This is a genomic window from Martinezella sp. CNPSo 3957, assembly GCF_057784395.1.
In genome coordinates this window covers 74,521-97,748 of record NZ_JBXSOU010000007.1, presented here as the reverse complement: position 1 = coordinate 97,748, position 23,228 = coordinate 74,521, and the positions used below count along the sequence as shown (strand labels likewise).

The following is a 23,228-nucleotide window of genomic DNA, read 5'->3' as shown; positions in this document are numbered from 1 at the left end:
GGTTGCAGGACCTGAACAGCCGCGCGGGACCGGGAGGAGTTTGAGTGGTAAGGACAGATTCAGGCGTCAGTATCCGTGGTGTCTCCAAAAGCTTTGGAGCCGTTGACGTGCTCGACCATATCTCGCTCAGCATAGAGAGTGGCGAATTCGTCGTCTTTCTTGGCGCGTCAGGCTCGGGCAAATCGACGCTGCTTCGGATGATCGCCGGGCTGGAAACGGTTTCCGGTGGTGAGATCTGGATCGGCGGTCGCCGGGTAGATCAGCTGGCGCCCGGCCAGCGCGACGTGTCCATGGTTTTCCAGTCCTATGCCCTCTATCCCCATATGAGCGTGCGTGAAAATCTGGCCTTTGGCCTCGTCAATGTCGGCACGCCGAAGGCTGAGATCGCGGCGCGAATCTCTACCGCAGCCAAAATGTTGGAGATGGATCATCTTCTGGAGCGCAAACCGGCGCAGCTCTCCGGCGGCCAGCGCCAGCGTGTGGCGATCGGTCGGGCGATCGTACGCGAGCCGAAAGTCTTCCTGTTCGACGAGCCCTTGTCGAATCTCGATGCGGGCCTGCGGACGCGGACGCGCCTTGAACTGTCGCAGCTTCACGAACGCCTTGGTGCGACGATGGTGTTCGTCACGCATGATCAGGTCGAGGCGATGACGCTGGCTACCCGGATCGTCCTTCTGAACAAAGGCAAGATCGAGCAGGTCGGCACGCCCATGGATATCTACGCTCGGCCGAGCAGCCGTTATGTCGCGCAATTCGTCGGCTCGCCGGCAATGAATTTTCTGCCTGTCGTGCATATCGAACGCGGCTCCAAGGACACGATTGCGACGATCATCGGCGGAGTAAAACTTGAAACCGCAGTGGCCTTCGACAGCTTGCCGCAAGACGGTCTTGCGCTCGGGCTGCGACCTGAGAATTTGAATGTCTCAGCGCAGGGCACGGTCAGAGGCATGGTTGTCAATGTCGAGCAGATGGGAGACCGCTCACTCGTTCACGCCAGGCTTGCCGATGGGACTGAGATCATAGGCGTCGATGCGCCAATCACGAGGGCGCGCGGGGGCGACGAAATCGCTTTTGATGCCGATGGGTCGCAGGCGATGTTGTTCGATGAGAGAGGCAAGGGATATCACGCGGCTCACTAGCGGCGGAGCACTGCATGAAGGCCACCTCGTTGCGGGCGGCCCGGGAGGAAACCGATCACCTGGAGGAGTGAAAATGCGCAACCTGTTGAGAACATCGATCGCGGCGTTAGCCCTGATGGCAGCCTTTCCGGCATTCGCAGTCGAAAATGTCGTCTGGTGGGACTTTCTGTCCGGAGGTGATGGCGTACGAATGAAAGCGCTGATCCAGCGCTTCAACGATGAGCACAAGGACAAGATCCAGATCACGGGCACGACGCTCGAATGGGGTATCCCCTACTACACCAAGCTGCAGACATCCGCCGCCGTCGGCCAGGGGCCGGACATCGCGACCTACCACCTGTCACGCCTGGCAGGCGCGGTCACGGCCAAGACCATCTCGCCGATCGATCCGAAGGAACTCGATGCCGTCGGGCTGAAGGACGGCAACTATCCACCAAATGCAATCGCCGCCTCGACGGTCGATAACGTCCGCTATGCCGTCCCCTTCGATGTGCACGGAGAAGTGCTCTACTACAACAAGACCATACTGAAGGAGCTGGGTGCGCTGGGCAACGACGGCAAGCCGACCGGCATCGACACGCTGGAAGGCTGGCGTGCGGTTCTGGCCAAAGCGAAGGACGCAGGCAAGAACGGCGTCGTCATCTCCTCGTCTAACGGCGATCTGCGCGATATCTATACCCTGTTCGGCCAGGAGGGTGGCCAACTGACCACCGACGGCAAGTTCCTGCAGGGCGACAATTTCGACAAGATGGAAAAAGCTTACAACGAAGTTGCCGACTGGGTGAAGCAAGGCTGGGCGCAACCCTATATCGACACCGAGACCATTACCCCCACTTTTCTTGCCGGACAATCCGCCTTCTTCCTCAACGGCAATTGGGAACTGCCGACCATGGAAACGGAAGTCGCCAAGGGCAACGGTTTCGATTACGGCATGGTCAACATCCCGGCCTGGATGGGCAAACCCGCCAACTGGTCTGACTCTCATTCCTTCGTGATCCCCAACAATGTCGGCAAGACCATGACCTCGGAAAAACGCGCCGCGGTTCTCGAAGTCATCCGCTGGATGAATGTAAACTCGCTGGAATGGGCGGCCGCCGGTCATATCCCGGCCTATCTGCCGGTCAGCACTTCGGCCGCCTACAAGGCGCTCAAGCCGCAGGCGGACTATGCCGCCATGGCGCTCAACGCCTTCTACATGCCGAAGACGCCGCTTACGGGTGCGGCATCGAAATTCGACGACGATTGGCAGAACATGGCGTCGGGGCCGCTGAACGGCGAAGGCGATGTGAAGGAAACGCTCGAGAAGTTTCGCGATCATATGAACTCTCAGTGAGGTTTTCTTCAACAGCTCCGGGGCTCCTCTCTGTCCCGGGGCTGCATTAGCGAGCGAGGTGACGGATGGCCGCAGTCAGCGACAGCAAGCAGGATAATGTGATTGCAGCACTGCTGGTCGCACCGGTGGTTATCGCCTTTCTGGTGATCTTCGTCTACCCGACATGGCGGATGGTTGCGATGAGCTTGACCAATGCGCCGCTGATCGGACCCGGCGAATGGGTTGGTCTCGATAATTATGCGCGCCAGCTCTCCTCCCCCCAATTTCAGAAGGCGCTTCTGAATACGCTCTATTTCATCGTCCTGACCGTCGTCCCCGGCACGTTTCTTGCGCTGTTCATCGCCATGGGCATCAATCGCCTGAGCGGACGCATACAGATGCTGGTTCTCGCCTGCTTTTTCCTGCCCTCAATCCTGCCGGTGTCGGTGGTGACCCAGATCTGGACCTGGATCGCAAACATGCAATACGGCGTCATCCAGACTGTCATTGGGCTGTTTACCGACGGGCGGCCACTTCCGGTGTTGCGTTCGCCAACCTATTTCATGCCGTCAGTTGCAGTGGTCACGATCTGGTGGACCATCGGCTTCAACATTCTGCTGTTCCTTGCGGCGCTGCGCAGCATCTCACCTGACGTGTACGAGGCAGCGGCGCTCGACAATGCCAACCGCTGGCGGGTGTTTTCGAGAATAACCTGGCCGCTGATCTGGCCGGTCACGGCCCTGGTGTTGACGCTGCAGCTGATTGCGCAGTTCAAGATTTTCGCGCAGCCCTATCTCCTCGGCTATTTCGCCCATACACCGGCGGATGCGCAAACGGTGGTCATGACCGTCATCTACGATCTGGCCTTCAAGCAGAACAAAGGTGGCGAAGGTGCGGCCGTGGCGACCATCCTGTTCATCATCATTCTCATAGCGTCGGTCCTCCAATATCAGTTCCTGCGGGCGCGAGGCAAAAAATGAGCGTTCTCACCACAGGCACGCAAACGGAATTGACCGCGGCAAAGAGCCATGTCGCCTCCCGAGGCTGGAGCGGGCGCGCGTTGACCGCCCTTACGGCGTTCGGCGCTCTCATCTGGTTCTTTCCGCTCTACTGGGCGGTCATGACGTCGATCAAATCGGACACCGAGGTGGTAAGCCGCTCGCCCGGGCTTTTCCCGAAGGCACCGACGCTTGAGCCGTATCGCTATGTGATCGAGCGATCGAGCATAGTGCAATGGTATATAAATTCTGTCGGCACCTCCGCGATCATCGCGGCGCTGGTGCTTGCGATGAGCGTCGGCTGCGCCTATGCGCTCAGCCAAATCCAGTTTCCCGGCCGCCGCGTGATCTATGGGGCGCTGATTGCCTCGGTAATGGTGCCGGCGGAGGCGCTCGTCATCAACCATTTCGTGCTGATGAACACGTTCGGGCTCATCAACAGCTGGGGCGGCATCGTGCTGCCGCAGCTCGTGGTGCCATCGGTCATCATCATCCTCAAGCAATTCTTCGACCAGATTCCGAAGGAGTTCCGCGAGGCGGCGATGCTCGACAATGCCGGGCACTTGAGAACGCTCTGGAAAATCTATGTGCCGATGAACAGGGGCGTTATTACCGCGCTCGGCATAACCACATTCATCGCGGCTTGGAACAATTTCCTGTGGCCATTCCTGGTCGCGACGTCGGACAGCACGATCACCATTCCCGTCGGGATTACTCAGGTTAAGGATGTTTTCGGCGTACGTTTCGCCAAGGACATGGCCGCCGCGGTCCTCGCCGGTCTTCCTGTCGCCATTCTCTACCTTGTCTTCCAGAAGCAAATCACGCGCGCCATCATGCTTTCAGCCGGAATAAAGGGATAGTCTCTTCTCCGGATCGCGCCGTGCTCGTTTCACGTCGCGCTGGCGCCATCGACGGGTCCAAGTCCGCGTGCGAACGCTACCCGGCGAGCCGCTGCATCTTGCAATTCCGGTCTATGCGGGTTAAACGTGGTTACGTAACCACAATCCTCGGAGGTGCGCCATGACCGTCACCACGCTTTCAGGACGAGAACTTAATCAGGACCTTGGGCGCGCAAAGCGCGCCACCAAGGACGGGCCTGTCATTATCACGGACAGGGGCCGGCCTGCGCATGTCCTTTTGTCGTTCGATGAGTACAAGCGGCTTACAGGCAAAATGCTAACGCTTGGCGACATGTTGGCAGCGCCGGGGGCGGAAGACGTTGACTTGCCGCTCCCGCAGCGCACGGAACGTGCCCAGCCGGTTGATCTGGCCTGATGCTGTTGCTCGATACTAATGTCGTGTCCGAGCTGCGCAAGGTCGCGAGCGGCAAGGCTGATCCCAACGTCATGGTCTGGAACGAAACCGTCGATCCGGCCGAGACCTTCATTTCCTCCGTTGTCCTGCACGAACTGGAGATTGGCGTTCGGTTGGTGGAGCATAACGATGCCGCCGCCGGAAAGGTGCTGCGCAACTGGCTGGAAAATACCGTTCTCACGGCGTTTTCCGGCCGCATCCTGCCTCTGGACGAGGCGGCGGCTGCTCAGGCGGCGAAATGGCACGTGCCAAATCCCAAGCCGATCAATGACGCCTATATTGCGGCGACAGCCTTCACCCGTCGGATGACGCTGGTCACGCGCAATATCAAGAATTTCGAGGGCATGGGTATCGCGCTCGTGAATCCTTGGGATATGCCGGCATAGAAATCGTCTGCATCATCTGACTGCATCTCGACCGGTTTTCCAGCCGCAACGGCAAGACTGCGGCTGGGGCGAGCTGCAGCGAGCGATCGCCAAGCGGAGGGGCCTCCCATCAGGACATTTCAACTTTGCGGCTACATGCTGTCAAAGCTGAATATGGCTGCGACGGTGGTGGCCGGATAGAAATGCAACAGTCTCGCCTCTCGATGTTCCGGTCAATGCCAACCTTGGGAGCAAGGATGACGACCTTCAGCCTGGTCTAGACCATGAGCGGTCGGAGTCGTCATGTTTGGTTTGATCACCATGTCGCCGAAAGAGTTGCATCGCCTCGAAGTCATCTAGAAGATCCATGACGAACGCCTGAGCGTTGTCCAGGCTGCCGAACTTCTCGACCTCAGTAATAAATTGTGGAGGCGGTCGTACGCACCGCTGTCGCGCGGGGCATTCCTTTGCGGCAACCAAGAACAGTTTCCTTTCTCGACTTGCAACTTTCTGTGCCGCACCAAAACACTCGCCGTGTGCCCGGCAACAGCAGATCGCAGTCATAGACTTGACATTTGTCGGACATTATCTGACAACTGTAAAAACGAGCTCGGATGAGGCTCGGCATAATCGGTTCGTCGGCTGGAGAAACGGCGGGCCGGTTGCGGGAGGATTGCAAATGGATGAGTTGCTTGAGGTGCAAGGGCTGAAGAAGTCCTTTGGCGGCGTGGCCGCGCTCCGAGAAGGCTGCTTTCGGCTTCGCGCCGGTTCGGTGCACGCTCTCTGCGGCGGCAACGGCGCCGGAAAGTCCACGTTCCTGAAAATCTTGATGGGCATCCACAAGCGCGACGCGGGATCCATCCGCCGGCGCGGACAGGAAGTCGATTTCTCGAGCCCCGCCGATGCGCTGGCATCGGGAATCGCGATCATCGAGCAGGAACTGAGCCCGATCCCGCATATGACGGTCGCCGAGAACATCTACCTTGGCCGCGAGCCGTCGACGCGCTTCGGCGGCATCGACTTCAAGACGATGAACCAGAATGCCCAGCGCCTGCTGGATCAGTTGGAATTCAAGATCCGCGCCAATCAATACATGATGCATCTCTCCGTGGCGCAGATGCAGCTCGTCGAGATCGCCAAGGCGCTCAGCCATGACGCTGAAGTTATCTTCATGGACGAGCCGACATCGGCGATCGGCGAGAAAGAGGCGCAGCAGCTCTTCAAGACGATCGAGCGGCTGAAGGCGACCGGCAAGGGCGTCGTCTACGTCTCGCATCGCCTGTCAGAAATCTTCCAGATCGCCGATTCCTACACCGTCTTCCGTGATGGCAGCTATATCGGCAGCGGCAATCTGGCCGACGTCGATCGCCCGAGCCTGATCAAGATGATCGTCGGCCGCGAGCTCGGCGAGGAATATGTCAAAACCAATGTTCCGACCGACGTCGTCGGCCTCGAAGTGACCAATCTGACAGCGCCCGGCAAGGTCGAGGACATCTCCTTCGAGGTCAAGCAGGGTGAGATTTTCGGCATCTACGGGCTGATGGGCTCGGGCCGTACCGAAATCTTCAACTGCATCTTCGGTCTCGACAAGATCGAGAAGGGCGAGATCAAGCTGCACGGCGAGCCGATCACCATCTCCAAGCCGGCCGACGCGATGAAGCACGGCATCGCGTTCGTAACCGAAGACCGAAAGGTGACCGGCCTCAATCTTAGCGACAGCGTGCGCGGAAACATCGCGCTTGCAAGCCTCCCCGAGCTCAGCCCGAACTTTGTCATGCGCCGCCGCCACGAAAAGGCCGCGAGCCAGGAGATGACGTCGCGCTTCGCCATAAAGGCCGCGCAGGACACCATGCTCGTCTCGGGCCTGTCGGGTGGGAACCAGCAGAAGGTTGTTCTCGGAAAGTGGTTCCTGCGAAATCCGAAGATCCTGCTGCTGGATGAGCCGACGCGCGGCGTCGATGTCGGCGCCAAGCGGGAGATCTATCGTGTCATGTGCGAGTTCGCCGCCGCGGGCGGTACGGTCGTAATGATTTCGTCGGAAATCGACGAAGTGCTCGGCATGTCCGACCGCATTCTCGTCATGCGCAACGGTAAATCCGCCGGTATCCACGCCCGCGCCGACACCGATGCACAGGTGCTCGTGCACCTGTCGACCTGACAAGGCCGACTGCGCCCCCAAAACATCATCGATCGCCTGGGAAGAGGTTCAGAACAGTGTCCCTTACAGAAAATAAGCCGGCGACCGGCTTTCTCAATTCGGATCGCCGCAGGCTGCTTGTTCAGGAATACGGCATCTTTTTCGCGTTCCTGATCCTGTCTGTCATCCTGTCGTTTTCCAACGAATACTTCCTGACGGCCGGCAATATTTCGAACGTGCTTCTACAGACCTCGATCAACGGCGTGCTGGCGATCGGCATGACCTTCGTCATCCTGACGCGCGGCATCGATCTTTCGGTCGGCTCCGTCGTGGCGCTGGCCGGCATCGTCAGCGCCAGCCTGGTGACGACCTCGGCGACCGCTGGTTTCCACGGCGCTCCCTATCCGGCCGCCCTCGGCATCATCGTAGGTCTCCTGGTCGGTCTTGCCTGCGGCGCCGTCGTCGGCTTCATCGTATCGCGCTTCGCCGTCCCCGCCTTCGTCGCGACGCTCGGCATGCTCTCGGCTGCTCGCGGCCTGACGCTGATTTATGGCGGCGGCAAGCCGGTTCCCGCCCTGACGCCCGCATTTCGCTGGCTTGGAACGGGCAATATCGGCAGTGTGCCGATGCCGGTCGTTCTGCTCGCCATCGTCTTTATCATTTCCTGGTGGATTTTGAACCGAACGCGCTTCGGTCGCTATATCTACGCCGTCGGTGGAAACCCGCATGCGGCCAAGACCTCGGGCATCGACGTCACCCGTATCCGCTTCCTCGTCTATTGCATCTCGGGCGTTCTCGCCGGTCTTGCGGGCATGATGCTCTCGGCCCGCACCGGCTCTGCGCTGCCGCAGGCCGGCATTGCCTACGAGCTTGATGCCATCGCCGCGGTCGTCATCGGCGGCACGAGCCTTTCGGGCGGCGTTGGCCGGGTGACTGGCACCTTGATCGGTGCGCTGATCATCGGCGTCATGAACAACGGCCTCGATCTCATGGGCATCGAATCCTACTACCAGCAGGTCATTAAGGGCGCGCTCATCGTCGGCGCCGTCATGCTGGATCAGAAGCGAAATCAGGGGCAGTGACCCAACCAATTCGGATTGCAATCATGATCCGAGCGCCTACGGCGCGTCGATGCGACGGCCGAACATTTCTATGGAGGAGAACGAAATGAAGAAATTATTGCTTGGGCTTCTAGCGACCGCCGTCATCGCAGCTTCCCCCGCGCTTGCAGCGGACAAGAAGCTGAAAATCGGCGCCACTACCTATGGCCTGAATGCCGAATTCATGCAGATCTGGTCGGCCGCGCTGAAGCAGCATCCGGCCGTCAAGAGCGGCATGGTGGACCTGACTGTCTTCGACGGCCGCTACGACGCGCTCGTCCAGCAGGAACAGTTCAACACCATGATCACCCAGAAGTTTGACGCCATCATCTTTGTCCCGATGGACGTCGAGGCCGGCGCCGCTGCTGTCCAGGCCGCGCATGATGCCGGCATTCCGGTTGTCGGCTCGAACGCTCGTGTCAACTCCGACCTGCTGACGTCCTATGTCGGCTCCAACGACGTCGAAGCCGGCGAACTGGAAGCCAAGTCGGTCCTCGACAAGATGGGCTGCAAGGGCAACGTCGTCATCCTCGAAGGCCCAATCGGCCAATCCGGCCAGATTCAGCGCCTAGAAGGTAACCAGAAGGCACTCAAGGCTTGCCCGGATGTGAAGGTGCTTGAAATGCAGACGGCGAACTGGTCGCGTGCCGAAGCCCAGACGTTGATGGAAAACTGGCTGACGGCCCACCCGGGCCAGATCAACGGCGTCATCGGCCAGAACGACGAAATGGCGCTCGGCGCGATCGAAGCGATCAAGGCCGCCAACCTGAAGGTCAGCGACTTCGCCATCGCCGGCGTCGACGGCGTGACCGATGCGATCAATGCCGTCAAGCGCGGCGAGATGGCGTCGATCCTGCAGGATGCCAACGCGCAGGCCCAGGGCGCGCTCGATATCGCCATCAAGGCCGTCGACAAGGACTACCAGCCGCAGTCGCAGATATGGAAGCAGTATCCGGACATGAAGTGGGGCGAAGGTACCGACAAGACCTATCTCGTTCCGTGGACCCCCGTCACCAAGGACAATGCCGATAAGCTGCTGGAATCCCGCAAGTAAGACGATGAAAATGCGGGGCGGCGGATCGCCGCCCCGACCTCGAACATTAAGGCTTGAAACCATGACCGATACCGCTCCCACGATCGACCTCAACTTTCCGCTCACCGGCAAGATCGCGCTGGTAACGGGCGCCGCCTCCGGCATCGGCTCGGCCATCAGCGATGCGCTGACCGCAAAGGGCGCCACGGTTGCCGTGCTCGACATCAATGCTGAGATCGCCGAATCCAAGGCCAAAGCGCTCGGCAATGGCGCCAAGTCTTTCGTCTGCGATGTGTCGCAGCCGGCATCGGTCACTCAGGCGGTCGCTGACGTCGTCGCGGCTTTCGGCGGCATCGATATCGCGGTCAACAGCGCCGGCGTCGTCTTCCTCGCCCCGGCTGAGGATCTGTCGCTCGACTACTGGGACAAGACGATCAATATCAATCTCAAGGGCAGCTTCCTCGTCACCCAGGCGGTGGGCCGCACCATGATCGCCGCCGGCAAGGGCGGCAAGATCATCAATCTGGCCTCGCAGGCCGGTACGGTCGCCATCGAGGAGCATGTCGCCTATTGCGCCTCCAAGTTCGGCGTCATCGGCATGTCGAAGACCTTTGCCGCCGAGTGGGGCAAGCATGGTATCTGCGTCAACACTATCTCACCGACCGTCGTGCTGACGGAGCTCGGCAAGAAGGCCTGGGCCGGAGAGAAGGGCGAAGCCGCCAAGAAGCGCATTCCCACCGGCCGTTTCGCCTATCCGGAAGAAATCGCTGCCGCCGCCGTTTTTTTCGCTTCGGCCGGCGCGAACATGATCAACGGCGCCGATCTGCTGATCGACGGCGGCTACACCATTCTGTGAGCTCAAGCGCTCGGCCATTTCCAGGAGACCTCATGCAGCGGTTCGTCAACAATCCCGATCTCGTCGTCGAGGATACAGTCAAAGGCTTCGTCAAAGCCCATTCGGATATCGTACGCCTTGCCCAAAACCCGCGCGTCATCGTTGCCAAGCATGCGCCCGTCAGCGGCAAGGTCGGTATCGTCACCGGCGGCGGCTCCGGCCACGAGCCTGCCTTCATCGGTTATACCGGGAAGAACATGCTGGATGCCGTCGCCGTCGGCGAACTCTTTTCCTCGCCGACCGCGAAAAGCTTCTTCGACGCTATGAAGGAAGCCAATGGCGGCGCGGGCGTCGTCTGCCTCTATGGCAATTATGCCGGCGACAACATGAACGTCAAAATGGCGACCAAGCTTGCCGCCAAGGAAGGCATCGAGGTCTTGACCGTCGTTGCCAATGACGATGTCTGCTCGGCGCCGGCAAGCGAGCGCGAAAAGCGCCGCGGTGTCGCGGGTGAAATCTTCATGTGGAAGATCGGCAGCGCAAGGGCGACACTCGGCGGCACGCTGCAGGAGGTGCAGACCGTGGCGCAGAAGGCGATCGACAATTGCCGCTCGATCGGTGTCGGCCTCGGCCCATGCACGCTTCCGGCCGTCGGTCATCCGAACTTCCAGATCGAACCGGGCACGATGGAGGTCGGCATCGGCCACCACGGCGAGCCGGGCGTTCGCGTCGAGCCGCTGAAGACGGCCGAAGAGATCGCCAAGGACATGTGCCGGATCGTGCTCGACGATCATGATCTGCCCGCCGGCACGGAGGTCGCCGTCCTCGTTTCCGGTCTCGGCGCCACACCGCTCAACGAACTCTATATCCTGAACGACACCATCGAATCCGAGATCACCGGCCGCGGTCTCAAGATCCACAAGACCTATATCGGCAACTACTTCACCTCGCTGGAAATGGTCGGCGCGACGCTGACCGTTCTCGCTCTCGATGACGAGCTCAAGCCGCTTCTCGATCTCGAAGCGTCCTGCACCATGTTGCTCTGAGGATTGATGGCTATGCAGACATTCAAGAATTCTTCCGCAGGCGCCATCGTCCTTTCGATCGCAGACCGCATCATCGAAAACCGCGCCTATCTGAGCGAGATCGACGGCAAGATCGGCGACGGCGACCACGGCGTCAACATGGCCAAGGGCTTCGGCATGGCCGTGGAGCGGCTAACGGGCAAGGACGCTTCGCTCAGCGAGGCATTCGACACGCTCGGCACGCTGCTGATGACCGAAATCGGCGGCTCGATGGGTCCACTCTACGGCGTCATGTTCACCGAATTCGCCGAAAGGCTAGAAGGCAAGACCGATATCAACGCGGCTAGCTTCAGCCAGATGTTGCATGCCGGCCTCGAAGGCATCCAGTCGATCGGCTCCGCCAAGGTCGGCGACAAAACGCTGCTCGACACGCTGGTTCCGGCGATTGAAGCCTTCAATGCCGCCAACGGCGCCGGAAAGTCCTTTTCCTATGCATTGGCCGCGCTGATCGAGGCAGCGGAAAAAGGTCGTGACTCCACCATCAATCTCGTGGCGAAGATCGGGCGTGCCAGCCGTCTCGGCGAGCGTTCACTCGGCATTCTCGACGCCGGAGCAACCTCCTGCGCGCTGATCCTCAAGGAACTCGCGCTCGGCGTCACCGCCCGGCTCCAGGAAAGCTGAGGCCTGACGCCTGTCGAACGATCCTCGGGATGATACGATCCGCCGGAGGGAAAGCGGATCGCACCGGACCGCGACCGAAAATGGCGTTGCAATGCAGCGGCATTGACTGCATCTTCGCGATCCTTTGAGCGGGAGTTCGGTTCAGACGCATGGCGACAAAGTCACAACAGGCTCGCAAGAGCGGGGCAGCAAAGACGGAGGCGGCGCCGACGCCTGACCGCATGCCACTTCGTTATGGCGATGACCCCTATGTCTGGGCTTGCTGGCTCTATTATGAAGAGGACATGACCCAAGGCGATATCGCCGATGTAATGGGCATCTCGCGCGCCACAGTGAATACCTATCTAGCCGATGCCAGAGCGCGCGGCATCGTCAACATCGCCATCGAGCCCGCCCGCCTCGCCTCCCTGACCGTCGCGCAGGAACTCAAGCGCCATTTCGGCCTGGACGACTGTCTTGTCGTACCGAGCGACGACACGGCGCGCCCGCTCATCGACCGGATCGGCGTCGCAGGCGCGCAGGCACTGCAGCGGCTGATCAAATCGGGCGACACGATCGCGGTATCCTGGGGGCGGACCGTGCTTGCGATCGGCGAACGCGCTTCCGTCCGCGACCTGCAGGACGTCACCGTCGTTCAGGCTACCGGCGGAACGCGGGCGACTTTCGCCTATACGCCGGAACTGTGCGCCGCCGCGGTCGCAGAGGCCGTCAACGGCAGGCTGATCGGCATATCCGCGCCGGCCATCGTCTCGACGAGCGCTGTGCGCGATGCCTTGCTACAAGAGCCCCTGATCAGCGATCAATTTCAGCAGCTCGTCGGCGCGAACAAGGCGATCTTCGGCATTGCCTCCCTGCGCCCGAATTCGACCATTCACACCAGCGGCTTCTTCGAATCCGTCACCCTGCAGGAATATCTGGCGAAGGGCGCTGTCGGCGTCATCTCCGGCCGCTTCATCGATGGGCAGGGCCGTCCGATCGTCGGCCCGCTCGAAGACCGGACCATCGGCATTTCGTTGGAGATGCTGAAGAATGTCGATGTGCGGATCGCCGCGGCTGGCGGCTTCGACAAGGTGCCGGCGATCCTTGCCGCCCTTCGCGGCGGCTATGTCAGCGTGCTGATCACGGACGCGGCGACCGGGCGCGGTATCTTGAACGCCGATGGCGTCATCGAGGTCAACCAGCGGCCGCCGCAGCGGCTGCGGGACGAGGGCAACGTGGCCCAACCGCACAGCGCTGCCCGTACCTATATCAAGAAGTTCTTGAACGACCCCGACCATGCGGTGGAAGAGATGCTCGACGGCGTCGTTCGGGCGCATCGGAAATATCTGGCGCCGATCGATCGAACGAACCGCGCGCTGAGGGCCAAGGTCGGGCCGAGGCCGGGCAAGGTGGGTCTGGTCGTCGGCGGCGGCAGCGGCCATGAACCCTGCTTCCTCGGCTATGTCGGCAAGGGGCTCGTCGATGCGGTTGCGATCGGCAATGTCTTTTCCTCGCCACCGCCCGCACCGATCCTGAAATGTGCGCAGGCCGCCTCCAGCGGGGCCGGCGTGCTCTTCATCTATGGCAATTATGCCGGCGACGTCATGAATTTCGAGATGGCGGCGGAAATGGCGGAGGAGCAGGGCATACCCGTGCGCACGATCCTCACCACCGATGATATCGCCTCGTCGCCGCCCGAGGATCGCGACGGACGGCGCGGCGTCGCAGGCAACTTCTTCGTCTTCAAGATCGCCGGCGCGGCCTGCGATCGGGGGCTGTCGCTGGACCAGTGTGAAGCAGCCGCCCGCAAGGCGAACGAGCGGACCTATACCGTGGGTGTGGCACTCGAGCCGGGCTCAATGCCGCAGACGCGGCGCCCCAACTTCGAAATCGGCCCCGACGATATCGAGTTCGGCATGGGCATTCACGGCGAACCCGGCGTCATCCGGGAACGGATGATGATGGCCGACGACATCGTGGACCGGGTGATGGACCGCATCTTCCTGGAGATGAAGGTCGGCGAAGGCGGCCGCGTCGCCGTCCTCGTGAATTCGTTCGGAGCCACACCGCTGATGGAACTCTACATCCTTTTCCGACGTGTCGAGCAGAGATTGAGCGCCAAGGGCATCGTGATCGAGGCGAACTGGGTTGGCCACTATTGCACCTCGCTGGACATGGTTGGCGCATCCATCTCGATCCTGGCGCTTGATAGCGAATTGACCGAACTCTTGCACCATCCTTGCGAGACGTCCGTTCTGACAATCACTTAAGGATAAGATCGAGCGGCTGAGATCGCAGGATTGAGGTGGGGAAATGGGAGGAGACCATATGCGGGGAAACGCGGCGCGGACGCTCCATTTGATGTTCAATCGGATATCCTCCGCCATTGCCGGAGAACGGGACCACCTGACAGAACTCGATGGCGCGATCGGCGATGCCGATCACGGGATCACAATGTCGCTGGGCTTCGCGGCTGTGGTCAACGAACTCGGAAGGGCGGACCTCGACAATCTCTCCGCTGCAGAGGTCATGAGATTGGCCGCGTCCGCCTTTCTCGATGCGGTCGGAGCATCGACTGGACCGCTCTACGCAACCGCCTTCCAAAGCGCTGCCGCCGCGCTGGAGGCCGAGCCTTGCCTTGACGCAACCGGGCAGGTCGCCATGATCGACGCTATAGCGAGCGGCATACGAAAGCGCGGCCGCGGGCAACGCGGCGACAAGACCATGCTCGATGTCTGGATCCCTGCAGCGGAAGCCGCCACTACAGCCCAACAGCAGGGCCGAAGCATTTCAGACATATGGGCCGATGCCGTGGCTGCGGGGGAGGCAGGCGCCTATGCGACCCGCTCGATGGTCGCCACGCGCGGACGCGCCGCAAAGCTCGGCGAACGATCGCTCGGGCACATGGATCCGGGCGCGGCCTCGGCCGTGCTGATCCTGAAGGCGATGATGCAGGCATTTGTCCATTGACGTATGTCGCGGACCACCGACGCGCTGATGTCGGTAGTCGATCTTTCGCGGTCGACCGCGAATGCCGACTACGTCGTTCGGCGGGAAGCCAAGAAGGTGTCGTCTTGCAGTTAACCGCGAGGCTCTCACTTTAACATTTTCAATAAGATAGCACGGCACTTAATTTGAGACGAGGCTGTTGATGTGAGATTCTCGAAAGGAATGGGTTCCGCTGACACTCGGCAGATTTTGGGCGCAGCAATCCTCGGCACCGGTGTGGACGAAGCCATCCACGGTGTCCTCGATATGATGCATGCCTGCCAGACGATCGACACGTTTCGCTGGGCCTTGCCCATCCGTCCGACCGTCTCCGAGCTCTTGCCGACTTTGTTATTGGACCTCAAGAATCGTGGCTCGTAAATTTTACGAAAAGTGAGGATATTACATGACAGAAGACGAACAACTTTGGGAATGGCGGCGCAGGATCGCTGACCTTTATTACATGATACGCTCCAGTTCGGACGTCGTTGCTGCCTGGCACCTCTGGTGCGACACACGCGCATCCCTGTTTCGCGATCATCCTCAGTCGCCGATCGAGGCAGCAGAGCGGCAGGTGTTCGAAGGGCCGACAACATTTCCTTATGATCCTTCGTTGCGCTTCACCGTACGGCTTGAGCCGGTCACGCCGGAACAGATGACCGTTGCAACTGGAGCGGATGGCGACCTATCGATGCATTCGTTCGCCCGTACCGCAGGTCTTGAGACCAAATTGGGTGGCGAACTGACGCTTTACTGGATCGAGGGGTACGGCGGTGGCGTATTCCTGCCCTTTGTCGACGCGACGTCCGGGACCGAAACATATGGCGGCGGGCGATATCTTCTCGACACTATCAAAGGAGCGGATCTGGGCGTTGCCGGCGCAGACGGTACGTTGGTCCTTGATTTCAACTTCTCCTACTTTCCTTCATGCGCGTATTCTTCACGATATGTCTGCCCATTGGCGCCATCGGGAAATCGATTGAAGGGTGCCGTCAGAGCCGGAGAACGCCATCCGATCTCGAAAGTGTGATTCTTCAGTGTTGCAGCGCTAAAGCCGGCGGGGATCGTATCAACGGGAGATCTGCCCTGCCCTGGATAGTTAAGGCGAGGGTTGCCGTGGATAGTGTTGCCGGACTGGCAGATGGCATCGGTCGAGGCCTCTGTTGTCGTGCCGCAAAGGCGGCAGCGCGCGAGCGGACTGTCCAGATCAAGCGACGGTCGCGTTGGACAAAGCGCGATGCGACGCATCGGCGGCAGGAGGCGCGGGGGATTTCGGAAACGCCCCTCATAGCCAATGCCATGCAATTGCATGACAAAATCCGGTATAGGTAATTTGATTGCGGGCGGGCTCGTCAGCGATGTCTGTCCTATCCCAAAGCGTTTTGCGCTGCGCAAATCCTATCGATCAGAGCATCGAGGTCACCCCTTGGGGGACGGTTTTTGGAGAGGCGATGCTTCAAATGCATGATCGGTTCGGCCAGGATTTCGTCCAGGTTCTCGGCGCAGGTGAAGTCACCGGCAACGCGCTTGACCTTCGAATTGTCGAAGATCGCGGTCCAGGCCTTGTCGCCGACCAAGGGCCCCACCCAATCCGGATTATACTTGATGAGCGTATCCGTTGGCACGTGAACGATTTTCGCCTCGACACCCAGCAATCTGGCGATCGCCTTCTGAATATCATCCCATATATGGGCGCGATCGGAGGTGATGTGGAAGATTTCAGTCAGAGCTGCCTGCTTGCCGAAAAGCCCGACGAAAGGCACTGCGAAATCGACCGAGCGCGTCAGTGTCCACGGTGTATGACCATCACCCGCGACGATCGTGGGCTCGCCATCCAGCATGCGCCTCGCCATTATGTCGCTGTCACCCATCATGATCGGCAGGCCGGTGCGCACGGTGTGACTGGGACGGACGATCGTCCAGGCCAAACCCTTTGACGCGATCAGCAGCTCCTCGCAGGCGATCTTGGCCTGGCTGTAGGGCCAGTAGGGGTTGATGGCCGGCGTTTTTTCGGTGATTACATAGTGGTGCGCCGGCTTCTCGTAGACCGAAGCCGAAGAGATGAAGATATACTGGCCGCAGTTGCCCGCAAACACCTCGATGTCTCGCGCAATCTGATCCGGCGTGAACGCGATGAACTGGCATATGACGTCATAGTTGGCCCTGGCGAGATCGGCATAGGCAGCCGATCCGAGTTCGCCGGTGATCGAAGTCACACCCGCAGACAACGGGTCTCCCCTCAGGCCGCGATTGTAGACACTGACGCGATGTCCCTCGCCAACAGCACGCTCGACGCAGGGGTATGAGATTTGGCCGGTACCGCCAATGAAAAGCACGTTCAAAGCCATGTGAAGGGACCTCGGTGTGTGATTGGTAGGATCAATGATTACCAGTCATACCGCGAAAATGCCCGATCGTCTCCCGCCGATCATCCTCACGATGACTACCACCATCAAAAAAACGGGAAAGGCTACAGATCGGCTGCATGCCTGCGCCTCGGCAGGTCAAAACGAAGCTACCAACGCAGACTGAATTTGCCGACCAGGCTTCCGACCAGCCCGCTCAGCAAGATGCCAAGCGTGTACCATATCGCGATGAATGGGATACCGTTTTCGACACAGGCCCAGGAATAGACCCAGCCGCCGACGCCCCCCGCGCAAGCGCCTGCAACGAAACCGGCAAGTGCCGGGCGCGTGGGGGCTGCGCGCCTGAGAAACCACATGTTGGCACAGAAAGCAGGAATGCCGAAAGCCACGATCAGGAACGGGCAAAAGGACGCCGAATATCCGATGATCAAACCCGGATAGGATGAAACCGGCGACAACGTGAGTTGAGCGACGGCCAAAAGCACGACGATGCTGAATGCCACGACCAGAACCCGAACCATACTACTGATCGCCTCGCCTGGGCGCGCAACCCGGTCAAGGGCCACGATCGTCGCGCTCATCAACACAGCAGTATATAAAAACTTCACCCAAAACGCCGCCACCGTCACGTGGTGCAGATGCGGGCGAAAGCTGAGCGATATCAGCAGCGCAACAGCCGCGCCGATCACGCCGACAATAATTGTAAGCGCAAGCCGCATTCGCAGCGCATGACGGCGAACCGGGGTGAGATCGCTTACCAGAGCCTCGATGAATTCATCATTTTTCGTCATTGGCAAAACCCAGCTTGCGTCCAATCGCGCGCATCCCTCGATGAATGCTGACACGGACCATTGCTTCAGACTGCCCGCTCTCGATCGCGGCTTCAGCGGTGCTCTTTCCGGCAATCTTTACCTGCCGCACAAGCTCCCTCTGTTTGGCAGGCAATTGATCGAGAAGACGGTCAATGTCGAGGTGAGCAAACAGCGCCTCCTCTCGAAATTCAGCCGCGATCTCGTCTCCCAATGCTATTTCGACGCCCCTTTTGCTGCCATTTGCCCTGAAATGATCAATCAACTTGTATTTCGCGATTTGGAAAAACCACGCGGTAAACGGCCGTTCCCGATCATAGGTAATGCGCCGGCTATGCACCGCCAAAAGCACCTCCTGGACCAGATCCTCAGCGTCGCGGTCGGCATTAGACCCAAGCCTGCGCCGATAAAAGGTCAAAAGCAGATCTCGCAAAATAACGAGCAAGCGTCTGTATGCAGCTTCATCGCCGTCAAGCGATAGAAGCATCAAGCCTTTCAGGACCTGTTCCGACACCGATTTCGTCATCCACCGACAGTCATTCGTTGACGAGCGCTACTTGTTACATCCTGAACCCGATTTTTTGTCGCCTGGCTTGTGATCACAACGGCGTGATCGCTGTAACGCATTCGCACGGGCTCCGAATGAGGGAGCGGAATTGAGGGACAATCTGCTGTTGCCGACAGGATGCGATAAGCACCTTGCCCAGTTTCCAAAGCGATCGCCCTACCTGCTCCAGATAGCCGGATGGGCATCATATCGAAAAGATGCAAGATATGGAGAGCAGTATGTCGCTCACGAAGTTGAAGATCATGGGTATGGTGCTGGCGCTGGGAGCCGTGACCACACTATCCGCACAGGCTGCCGACAAGGCACGCGTTCGCGGCGTCGTGGAAAGCCTCAGCGGCGATACGCTGATGGTCAAATCGCGCGAAGGCAAGGACGTGACGATCAAGCTGAAATCCGGCTGGGCCGTCAACGGCATCGTCAACGCCTCCGTGAAAGACATCAAGCCTGGCGATTTCGTCGGCATTGCGTCCGTTCCGACCGACAGCGGCATCAACGGGGCGCTCGAGGTACTGATCTTCCCGGCCGCGATGAAAGGCACCGGCGAGGGTGACTACGGCTGGGATCTGAAGCCGAAGAGCTCGATGACGAATGCGACTGTTGCCAGTGCCGTCACCTCGGTCAACGGCCCCACCCTGTCGCTCACCTACAAGGGCGGCGAGAAGAAGATCTCGATCCCGCCGGGCACGCCGGTCGTCACCTTTGGCAACGCGACGAAGGACGACATCAAACCCGGCGCAGGGGTCATTATCAACGGCACGACCGCTGGAGACAACACGGTTGAATCCGACCGTGTCGTGGTCGGCATAAATGGCGTCATCCCGCCAATGTGACGCATCCATGCCGACATCACGGGACTGCCCGGTTGCCGATCGCATCCGGGCAGCTCAATGAGCGGCGATAGCGTCGCAGCATATGATTTCGGACACCGCCCTCCGGCGGCACGTCAGGAGAATTATTCATGGCAAGCATCGAGCAGATCGGCACCGCGCCGCCATCTCCCCCGGCCAAGATCTTCATTCACCGTCATTCGGCTCTTACGCGGATAACGCACTGGATCAATGTGCTGTGTCTGACCTTGCTGCTGATGAGTGGCCTGCAGATCTTCAATGCCGATCCCCAATTACATTGGGGAAATTACGGAGCGGTTGAAGATCCATCGTGGTTCGAAATCGCCAGCAATCAGGATGGCGATAACATCACCGGAATAGTGCGCATCGGCCGCCTCTCGATGACCACCACCGGCATACTCGGTGCTTCCACGGCCGACGGCGAAATGATGCCGCGCGCATTCCCGGCCTGGGCGACGATACCCAGCTACCAGGATCTTGCGGCTGGCCGGCGTTGGCATTTCTTCTTCGCTTGGCTGTTTGTCATCAATGGGCTCGTTTACATGGCCTACGGCCTGATCGGCGGTCATTTCCGCCGCGATCTCGCGCCGACGGCTCGAGATATCGCACCCGGAAACATCTGGCATGAAATCAAAGATCATGCCCGGTTGCGCTTCCCGAAGGGCGAAAAGGCGCGGCACTACAATGCGTTGCAGAAGCTGACCTATCTTGTCGTTATCTTCATCCTGCTACCGCTGATGATCGGTTCGGGATTGACCATGTCACCCGCGATAGATGCCGGTTACCCCTTCCTGCTCGATGTTTTCGGTGGTCGCCAATCGGCCCGCTCCATTCATTTCATCACCGCCTGGAGCCTGGTGGCCTTCGTCATCGTGCATATCGCGATGGTCATTCTCTCCGGCCTTTGGAACAACATACGTTCGATGGTGACCGGCCGCTACACTATCATCAACCAGGAGACCGACCGATGAGCTCCATCTTTACCCGCCGCCGTTTTCTCATCGGCTCGGCCGCCAGTCTGGGCGCCGTGGGCCTGACCGGATGCGATGACATTTCTCAGAACCAACATGTGCAGCAGGTGCTTGCGCTGGCGGAGCGGCTGACCATGGGCACACAGCGGCTTATCGTTTCGTCGCAGACGCTTGCTCGAGAATATACCGACGCGGACATTTCGCCGAGCTTTCATCCGAATGGATCAATTCAGCCAAACAGCGCCGAATATGTTCGGATGGTCGAAACCCAATTTGCCGACTGGCGGCTCAAGATCGACGGCATGGTCAACAGGCCGATGGAATTTTCGTTGGCCGATCTGAAGAAGCTGCCTTCTCGCACCCAGATCACCCGCCACGACTGCGTCGAAGGCTGGAGCGCCATCGGTAAATGGCAGGGCGTTCCTCTCGGGTTGATCCTGCAGACTGCCGGTTTGAAGCCAGGCGCTCGCTACGCCGTCTTCTATTGTGCAGATGAACTGGAACAGACGCTCGATGGCAGCGGCCGCTATTATGAGAGTATTGACCTAATCGACGCCTTTCATCCGCAGACAATCCTCGCCTATTCGCTCAACGGCAAGGATCTGGAAGTCGAACACGGCGCTCCCTTGCGCCTGCGCGTCGAGCGTCATCTTGGCTACAAACACGCCAAATACGTCATGCGCATCGAAATCCGTGACCGGTTCGATGATCTCTGGGGTGGTAACGGCGGGTTCTGGGAAGATCGTGGCTACGAATGGTATGCCGGCATCTGAGATGTCGTGCCAGACGTCAATAATTGGCCGCGCCGACCGTAAACGATATCGGTGACATAGGCGTACCTCACGCACGCAAGATTTCTGCACTACATCAGGGCCATCGTCCGCTTTGGGCCGACTGCCGACTTCAGTCGTTAGTCCGTCGCCATTAATTCCATAGTAGAAGCTCTTCAATCCCGCTCTGTTTGTGCCGGTTGATGATGGCGGTCGGCGTGCTACTCAAATACGAAAACGGATCGATAGCATTGAGCTTACAGGTTTCGATGAGCGACGCGATAGTCGCCCAGTTCTCTTCTCCGGCATCAAGTCCGGTGAACAGAGCATTCTTGCAGTTCCACGCTATTGGCCGGATGGTTCTCTCAACAGTATTGTTGTCGATCTCGATGCAGCCTTCGGTGAGGAAAGGCAGAGGCCCATCCTTCTGATACAAGAATCCTGCTGTTATAAGATACTCGTATCGGGCAGCGGCCATTCCTCGAATCCTATAGCTGTGTTTCTTGTTGACGTTGAGCGTTGGAAACGGAACGGTTGCGGCGAGCATCATGAACAGGACACTGCCATCGCGGGCGCTGATCCTGGGATTGTTTGCGGCCATCATCGGGCTGGGTTTCGTCATCGTGCCGCCAGCCCTGTCTTCAGAGGCTTCTTCCGTTGAACAAGGCTATGCTGTCTGGACCGCACTGATCCTCTACGCGGCCGGCCTGACGTGGTCGCTCGGCTCCGCCCTGCAGCAGCCACTGCTTGGCCGACTGGCGCCGACGACCGCCGCAGGCGGCGGAAATAGCCGTGACGGACCGCGAGCGCATTTGGACGGAGATTGAAGAGTTTCAGGAGCAGAACTTTAGGGCGTACAAGTCTCTGCTTGGACGTGACGCTGCGAGCAGCCAGTAGCAGCTCTTCTTCAGATCCAAATTGCTTCGCCTTGAGAAGACGCTGATCAGCGCCCCGGATATTCAACTTATCGCCCGCCGCTTCTCCATCGAACCGGCGGCGTTGCTCCGAAAGCTGCAATACCTGACCTCACGCGGCCCATCTCCTGAAATCGACGGATGTGGTTCGATTGCCTCTTTCCAGGCTTCTTCGGGCGCAGATCAACATTCATGGCTATCCCTAGCGCGGGAAAAAATTATTGAAAGGCATCCGGAGGCAAGACCTGGGGATCCTGACTGCCGCTGGAAGCGAGCCCTGCAGGCAGGCACCTCAATTCGTCCGCCGTCCACCGCCTTCGGTCCGGAGCTGATCGATGGCATCCAACGCCTCATCCGCTGACCAACCCGCACGCAGAGCCGCGGCGACCAGGCGAACCTCCACCTCCTGCTCCAGTTTAAGAAAGGAAACCTCGAGCGCTTCTTTCGCGGTCACGACGTGATCGTCATGCGGGGCAACGTCAGGAATTCTTGCAGTCTTTGGCACAGTACTCTCCCATCAAGTTGAGGGACTGTTTCAAATGGTTTGATTGCCGTCTGGATCGCGGCGAAAGAATTTCGCCAGCCCATTGTGCAACTAAGAGGTTCAGTCGGAAGTCTAATCAACGACCGTCTCACTCGCGGACGGGATAAGGATAGATGCGAGTGGGAGCGTGTCGGCGCTGCTAATCGCAGCGCCGGATGGTTTTCGTGATCTGATCACCGTTTTCATCGGTGCGAGTGACGGTCCTTGTCATGCATCCGCCGCGATCATTATAGCGATCGTAACGGTCACGATCACGATCGCGATCTGATCCAATGGCAATGCCCCGGTCGGTTAACGCAACATATGGATGGTGATGGCGATGATGACGATAGCCTTGATCATAGGAAGGCCCGTCGACGATGACCTCTTCTGCAACCGCAGCCGCAGGCAAACCAGCGCCGATGACGATGGCCGCCCAGGCAACAATTATCTTTCGCATTTGCGTATCCTCCTTAATTGCCCTTATGGTCAACTGGCAAAGCGGAATAATGTTCCGCCCTACTCGCCTAATGGCCGGGTATCTTCCAAGACC

The 23,228-nt window shown here is 59.4% G+C and carries 25 protein-coding genes and 1 pseudogene; 20 read left to right on the top strand and 6 right to left on the bottom strand.

Features of this window, described 5'->3' with window-relative positions; translation table 11 throughout:
• Positions 1-44: 44 nt before the first annotated feature.
• The 16 genes from AC13QE_RS17730 to AC13QE_RS17655 all read left to right on the top strand — a co-directional run bounded on the left by AC13QE_RS17730 (position 45) and on the right by AC13QE_RS17655 (position 15,936).
• Complete coding sequence (locus tag AC13QE_RS17730; protein ID WP_488484663.1) at positions 45-1,139, top strand: ABC transporter ATP-binding protein; 1,095 nt, start codon at positions 45-47, stop codon at positions 1,137-1,139.
• Between the two features lie 73 nt (positions 1,140-1,212).
• A complete protein-coding gene (locus AC13QE_RS17725; protein ID WP_488484662.1) occupies positions 1,213-2,472 on the top strand; it encodes an extracellular solute-binding protein in 1,260 nt (419 codons plus the stop codon).
• A gap of 65 nt (positions 2,473-2,537) precedes the next feature.
• Positions 2,538-3,431 (top strand): carbohydrate ABC transporter permease, encoded by an 894-nt coding sequence (locus AC13QE_RS17720; protein WP_488484661.1) that lies wholly within the window; start codon positions 2,538-2,540, stop codon positions 3,429-3,431.
• Between the two features lie 140 nt (positions 3,432-3,571).
• Entirely contained in the window at positions 3,572-4,309 is a 738-nt protein-coding gene (locus AC13QE_RS17715) for a carbohydrate ABC transporter permease (RefSeq protein ID WP_488484821.1), read from the top strand.
• 160 nt (positions 4,310-4,469) lie between these two features.
• Entirely contained in the window at positions 4,470-4,724 is a 255-nt protein-coding gene (locus tag AC13QE_RS17710; RefSeq protein WP_488484660.1) for a type II toxin-antitoxin system Phd/YefM family antitoxin, read from the top strand.
• Entirely contained in the window at positions 4,724-5,149 is a 426-nt protein-coding gene (locus AC13QE_RS17705; protein ID WP_488484659.1) for a PIN domain-containing protein, read from the top strand. The genes AC13QE_RS17710 and AC13QE_RS17705 overlap by 1 nt, the downstream gene beginning before the upstream one ends.
• 658 nt (positions 5,150-5,807) lie before the next feature.
• The gene (locus tag AC13QE_RS17700; protein WP_488484658.1) at positions 5,808-7,286 is read left to right on the top strand and encodes a sugar ABC transporter ATP-binding protein; all 1,479 of its coding nucleotides are present in this window, start codon (positions 5,808-5,810) and stop codon (positions 7,284-7,286) included.
• A gap of 56 nt (positions 7,287-7,342) precedes the next feature.
• Positions 7,343-8,347, top strand: coding sequence for an ABC transporter permease (locus AC13QE_RS17695; protein WP_488484657.1), 1,005 nt, complete (start codon positions 7,343-7,345; stop codon positions 8,345-8,347).
• 85 nt (positions 8,348-8,432) lie between these two features.
• On the top strand, positions 8,433-9,419 hold the full coding sequence (locus tag AC13QE_RS17690) for a substrate-binding domain-containing protein (RefSeq protein ID WP_132721844.1): 987 nt from the start codon (positions 8,433-8,435) through the stop codon (positions 9,417-9,419).
• A 61-nt stretch (positions 9,420-9,480) separates the two neighbouring features.
• On the top strand, positions 9,481-10,254 hold the full coding sequence (locus tag AC13QE_RS17685) for an SDR family oxidoreductase (protein ID WP_488484656.1): 774 nt from the start codon (positions 9,481-9,483) through the stop codon (positions 10,252-10,254).
• 32 nt (positions 10,255-10,286) lie between these two features.
• The gene (locus tag AC13QE_RS17680; protein ID WP_488484655.1) at positions 10,287-11,279 is read left to right on the top strand and encodes a dihydroxyacetone kinase subunit DhaK; all 993 of its coding nucleotides are present in this window, start codon (positions 10,287-10,289) and stop codon (positions 11,277-11,279) included.
• A gap of 12 nt (positions 11,280-11,291) precedes the next feature.
• The gene (gene dhaL / locus AC13QE_RS17675) at positions 11,292-11,939 is read left to right on the top strand and encodes a dihydroxyacetone kinase subunit DhaL (RefSeq protein ID WP_488484654.1); all 648 of its coding nucleotides are present in this window, start codon (positions 11,292-11,294) and stop codon (positions 11,937-11,939) included.
• A 149-nt stretch (positions 11,940-12,088) separates the two neighbouring features.
• Positions 12,089-14,188, top strand: coding sequence for a bifunctional sugar-binding transcriptional regulator/dihydroxyacetone kinase subunit DhaK (locus AC13QE_RS17670; protein WP_488484653.1), 2,100 nt, complete (start codon positions 12,089-12,091; stop codon positions 14,186-14,188).
• 58 nt (positions 14,189-14,246) lie between these two features.
• On the top strand, positions 14,247-14,888 hold the full coding sequence (gene dhaL, locus AC13QE_RS17665; protein WP_488484652.1) for a dihydroxyacetone kinase subunit DhaL: 642 nt from the start codon (positions 14,247-14,249) through the stop codon (positions 14,886-14,888).
• 201 nt (positions 14,889-15,089) lie between these two features.
• The gene (locus AC13QE_RS17660; protein WP_488484651.1) at positions 15,090-15,287 is read left to right on the top strand and encodes a hypothetical protein; all 198 of its coding nucleotides are present in this window, start codon (positions 15,090-15,092) and stop codon (positions 15,285-15,287) included.
• Positions 15,288-15,312: 25 nt separating this feature from the next.
• Positions 15,313-15,936 (top strand): DUF1684 domain-containing protein, encoded by a 624-nt coding sequence (locus AC13QE_RS17655; RefSeq protein ID WP_488484650.1) that lies wholly within the window; start codon positions 15,313-15,315, stop codon positions 15,934-15,936.
• Positions 15,937-16,273: 337 nt separating this feature from the next.
• Here AC13QE_RS17655 and AC13QE_RS17650 read toward each other — a convergent pair whose 3' ends face one another.
• The 3 genes from AC13QE_RS17650 to AC13QE_RS17640 form a co-directional block, all read right to left on the bottom strand.
• The gene (locus AC13QE_RS17650) at positions 16,274-17,254 is read right to left on the bottom strand and encodes an SDR family oxidoreductase (RefSeq protein ID WP_488484649.1); all 981 of its coding nucleotides are present in this window, start codon (positions 17,252-17,254) and stop codon (positions 16,274-16,276) included.
• A gap of 167 nt (positions 17,255-17,421) precedes the next feature.
• The gene (locus tag AC13QE_RS17645) at positions 17,422-18,087 is read right to left on the bottom strand and encodes an NrsF family protein (RefSeq protein WP_488484648.1); all 666 of its coding nucleotides are present in this window, start codon (positions 18,085-18,087) and stop codon (positions 17,422-17,424) included.
• The gene (locus AC13QE_RS17640) at positions 18,050-18,607 is read right to left on the bottom strand and encodes a sigma-70 family RNA polymerase sigma factor (RefSeq protein WP_488484647.1); all 558 of its coding nucleotides are present in this window, start codon (positions 18,605-18,607) and stop codon (positions 18,050-18,052) included. Before AC13QE_RS17640 ends, AC13QE_RS17645 begins: the two co-directional genes overlap by 38 nt.
• Positions 18,608-18,867: 260 nt before the next feature.
• Between AC13QE_RS17640 and AC13QE_RS17635 the strand changes: the two genes are divergently transcribed.
• The 3 genes from AC13QE_RS17635 (at position 18,868) to AC13QE_RS17625 (ending at position 21,241) form a co-directional block, all read left to right on the top strand.
• Positions 18,868-19,479, top strand: coding sequence for a hypothetical protein (locus tag AC13QE_RS17635; protein ID WP_488484646.1), 612 nt, complete (start codon positions 18,868-18,870; stop codon positions 19,477-19,479).
• A gap of 128 nt (positions 19,480-19,607) precedes the next feature.
• Positions 19,608-20,468, top strand: a complete 861-nt coding sequence (locus AC13QE_RS17630; RefSeq protein ID WP_488484645.1) for a cytochrome b/b6 domain-containing protein — start codon at positions 19,608-19,610, stop codon at positions 20,466-20,468.
• On the top strand, positions 20,465-21,241 hold the full coding sequence (locus AC13QE_RS17625) for a molybdopterin-dependent oxidoreductase (protein WP_488484644.1): 777 nt from the start codon (positions 20,465-20,467) through the stop codon (positions 21,239-21,241). The genes AC13QE_RS17630 and AC13QE_RS17625 overlap by 4 nt, the downstream gene beginning before the upstream one ends.
• A 151-nt stretch (positions 21,242-21,392) precedes the next feature.
• On the opposite strand, the pseudogene AC13QE_RS17620 reads toward AC13QE_RS17625, so the two are convergent.
• Positions 21,393-21,662: pseudogene (locus AC13QE_RS17620) on the bottom strand (transposase domain-containing protein); the annotation flags it as partial.
• A gap of 124 nt (positions 21,663-21,786) precedes the next feature.
• Between AC13QE_RS17620 and AC13QE_RS17615 the strand changes: the two are divergent.
• Positions 21,787-22,065 carry a hypothetical protein gene (locus AC13QE_RS17615; RefSeq protein ID WP_488484643.1) on the top strand — a complete coding sequence of 93 codons (279 nt, stop codon included), beginning with the start codon at positions 21,787-21,789 and terminating at the stop codon, positions 22,063-22,065.
• Positions 22,066-22,444: 379 nt separating this feature from the next.
• Here AC13QE_RS17615 and AC13QE_RS17610 read toward each other — a convergent pair whose 3' ends face one another.
• Both AC13QE_RS17610 and AC13QE_RS17605 read right to left on the bottom strand, forming a co-directional pair.
• Positions 22,445-22,657, bottom strand: coding sequence for a hypothetical protein (locus tag AC13QE_RS17610; protein ID WP_488484642.1), 213 nt, complete (start codon positions 22,655-22,657; stop codon positions 22,445-22,447).
• 178 nt (positions 22,658-22,835) lie between these two features.
• Entirely contained in the window at positions 22,836-23,135 is a 300-nt protein-coding gene (locus tag AC13QE_RS17605; protein ID WP_488484641.1) for a hypothetical protein, read from the bottom strand.
• Between the last annotated feature and the right edge of the window lie 93 nt (positions 23,136-23,228).

Bases quoted from the DNA above. Each gene is read 5' to 3' on its own strand.
- AC13QE_RS17655 (WP_488484650.1), top strand. From the start codon at position 15,313: ATGACAGAAGACGAACAACTTTGGGAATGGCGGCGCAGGATCGCTGAC.
- AC13QE_RS17715 (WP_488484821.1), top strand. From the start codon at position 3,572: ATGACGTCGATCAAATCGGACACCGAGGTGGTAAGCCGCTCGCCCGGG.
- dhaL (WP_488484654.1), top strand. From the start codon at position 11,292: ATGCAGACATTCAAGAATTCTTCCGCAGGCGCCATCGTCCTTTCGATC.
- AC13QE_RS17660 (WP_488484651.1), top strand. From the start codon at position 15,090: ATGGGTTCCGCTGACACTCGGCAGATTTTGGGCGCAGCAATCCTCGGC.
- AC13QE_RS17725 (WP_488484662.1), top strand. From the start codon at position 1,213: ATGCGCAACCTGTTGAGAACATCGATCGCGGCGTTAGCCCTGATGGCA.
- dhaL (WP_488484652.1), top strand. From the start codon at position 14,247: ATGCGGGGAAACGCGGCGCGGACGCTCCATTTGATGTTCAATCGGATA.
- AC13QE_RS17705 (WP_488484659.1), top strand. From the start codon at position 4,724: ATGCTGTTGCTCGATACTAATGTCGTGTCCGAGCTGCGCAAGGTCGCG.
- AC13QE_RS17690 (WP_132721844.1), top strand. From the start codon at position 8,433: ATGAAGAAATTATTGCTTGGGCTTCTAGCGACCGCCGTCATCGCAGCT.
- AC13QE_RS17630 (WP_488484645.1), top strand. From the start codon at position 19,608: ATGGCAAGCATCGAGCAGATCGGCACCGCGCCGCCATCTCCCCCGGCC.
- AC13QE_RS17615 (WP_488484643.1), top strand. From the start codon at position 21,787: ATGAACAGGACACTGCCATCGCGGGCGCTGATCCTGGGATTGTTTGCG.
- AC13QE_RS17720 (WP_488484661.1), top strand. From the start codon at position 2,538: ATGGCCGCAGTCAGCGACAGCAAGCAGGATAATGTGATTGCAGCACTG.
- AC13QE_RS17700 (WP_488484658.1), top strand. From the start codon at position 5,808: ATGGATGAGTTGCTTGAGGTGCAAGGGCTGAAGAAGTCCTTTGGCGGC.
- AC13QE_RS17635 (WP_488484646.1), top strand. From the start codon at position 18,868: ATGTCGCTCACGAAGTTGAAGATCATGGGTATGGTGCTGGCGCTGGGA.
- AC13QE_RS17680 (WP_488484655.1), top strand. From the start codon at position 10,287: ATGCAGCGGTTCGTCAACAATCCCGATCTCGTCGTCGAGGATACAGTC.
- AC13QE_RS17710 (WP_488484660.1), top strand. From the start codon at position 4,470: ATGACCGTCACCACGCTTTCAGGACGAGAACTTAATCAGGACCTTGGG.
- AC13QE_RS17625 (WP_488484644.1), top strand. From the start codon at position 20,465: ATGAGCTCCATCTTTACCCGCCGCCGTTTTCTCATCGGCTCGGCCGCC.
- AC13QE_RS17670 (WP_488484653.1), top strand. From the start codon at position 12,089: ATGGCGACAAAGTCACAACAGGCTCGCAAGAGCGGGGCAGCAAAGACG.
- AC13QE_RS17640 (WP_488484647.1), bottom strand. From the start codon at position 18,607: ATGACGAAATCGGTGTCGGAACAGGTCCTGAAAGGCTTGATGCTTCTA.
- AC13QE_RS17605 (WP_488484641.1), bottom strand. From the start codon at position 23,135: ATGCGAAAGATAATTGTTGCCTGGGCGGCCATCGTCATCGGCGCTGGT.
- AC13QE_RS17650 (WP_488484649.1), bottom strand. From the start codon at position 17,254: ATGGCTTTGAACGTGCTTTTCATTGGCGGTACCGGCCAAATCTCATAC.
- AC13QE_RS17685 (WP_488484656.1), top strand. From the start codon at position 9,481: ATGACCGATACCGCTCCCACGATCGACCTCAACTTTCCGCTCACCGGC.